Raw genomic sequence first — 1,264 nt, forward strand, 5'->3', positions numbered from 1 at the left:
CGTCGACGAGGACAAGCGGGAGGGCGGGGGCGGATAGGACGGACGGCAAGCGGGACGGACGACAGCGGCCGAATCACGAGTCCGAGGTGCGAGGCGATCGAGCCATGACCGAGAAGAAGATCATCACGGTGATCGGAGCGACCGGTAGGCAGGGCGGCGGACTCGTGCGGGCCGTCCTCGCCGACCGCGAGGGCGGGTTCACGGTACGCGCCGTCACCCGCCACCCCGAAGGGGAGGCCGCCCAGGAGCTGAAGCGCCTCGGTGTCGACGACATCGTCCAGGCCGACATGGACGATCCGGCCAGCCTCGCGCCGGCCTTCGAGCACGCGTACGGCGCGTTCCTCGTCACCAACTTCTGGGAGCACCTGTCCGCGGAACGCGAGAAGGCCCAGGCACAGGCGCTCGCCCGGGCCGCCTCCCACGCGGGCGTCCAGCACGCGGTCTGGTCCACCCTCGAGGACACCCGGGAGTGCATCCCGCTCGACGACGACCGCATGCCCACGCTCCAGGAGCACTACAAGGTGCCGCACTTCGACGCCAAGGCGGAAGCGGACCACTACTTCACCGAGGAAGCGGTGCCCACCACGTTCCTGCGCGCCACGTTCTACTGGGAGAACCTGTTCGGCGCCTTCGCCCCGCAGCGCGGCCCGGACGGTGCCTTCCAGCTCGCCTACCCCATGGGCGGGAGCCGGCTCGCCGGCATCGCGGTCGACGACATCGGCAGGACCGCCCTGTCGGTTCTCCGGCGGGGCGCCGACCTCATCGCCGCCACGATCAGCATCGCCGGGGAGCACCTCAGGGTCGCCGACATGGCCGCGGCCCTCAGCCGGTCCCTCGACGAACCGGTCCGGTACCGGCCCCTCAGCCCGGACGAGTGGCGCGCGCAGGGATTCCCGGGCGCGGACGAGTCGGGCAACATGTTCCAGTTCTACGCGGAGTGCGAGCACCGCTTCACCGCGGCCCGGGACCTCGTCGCCGTCCGCGACCTGAACCCGGCCCTCCAGGACTTCGCCACCTGGCTGGCCGGCCACCGCGGCAGGCTGCTCACCGCCTGGACGTGACAGCGGTCAGGTGACCGGCTCCGGCAGGGGTACCGGCCCGGGCAGCGGACCGGGATGAGGCCCCGGCTCCGGGCGCGGGCCGCCTGGTCGAGGAGGATCGGGTCGGGGCTGCGGTGGCGCCGGCGGCACCGGGTCGGGGCCGCCCGGTCCGGGCACCGGGCCGGGGAGCGGGCCGGGCTGCGGGCCGGGGCCGGGCCCCGGCC

1 protein-coding gene is annotated in these 1,264 nt (G+C 73.8%); it reads left to right on the plus strand.

Going from position 1 to position 1,264, the window contains the following annotated elements:
• Positions 1-104 precede the first annotated feature (104 nt).
• Positions 105-1,061, plus strand: a complete 957-nt coding sequence (locus tag CCN56_RS40165; protein WP_086832497.1) for an NmrA/HSCARG family protein — start codon at positions 105-107, stop codon at positions 1,059-1,061.
• Positions 1,062-1,264 lie beyond the last annotated feature (203 nt).

The sequence above is a fragment of the Streptomyces sp. NRRL B-24572 genome, from assembly GCF_002156145.1.
GTDB lineage: Bacteria > Actinomycetota > Actinomycetes > Streptomycetales > Streptomycetaceae > Streptomyces > Streptomyces vietnamensis.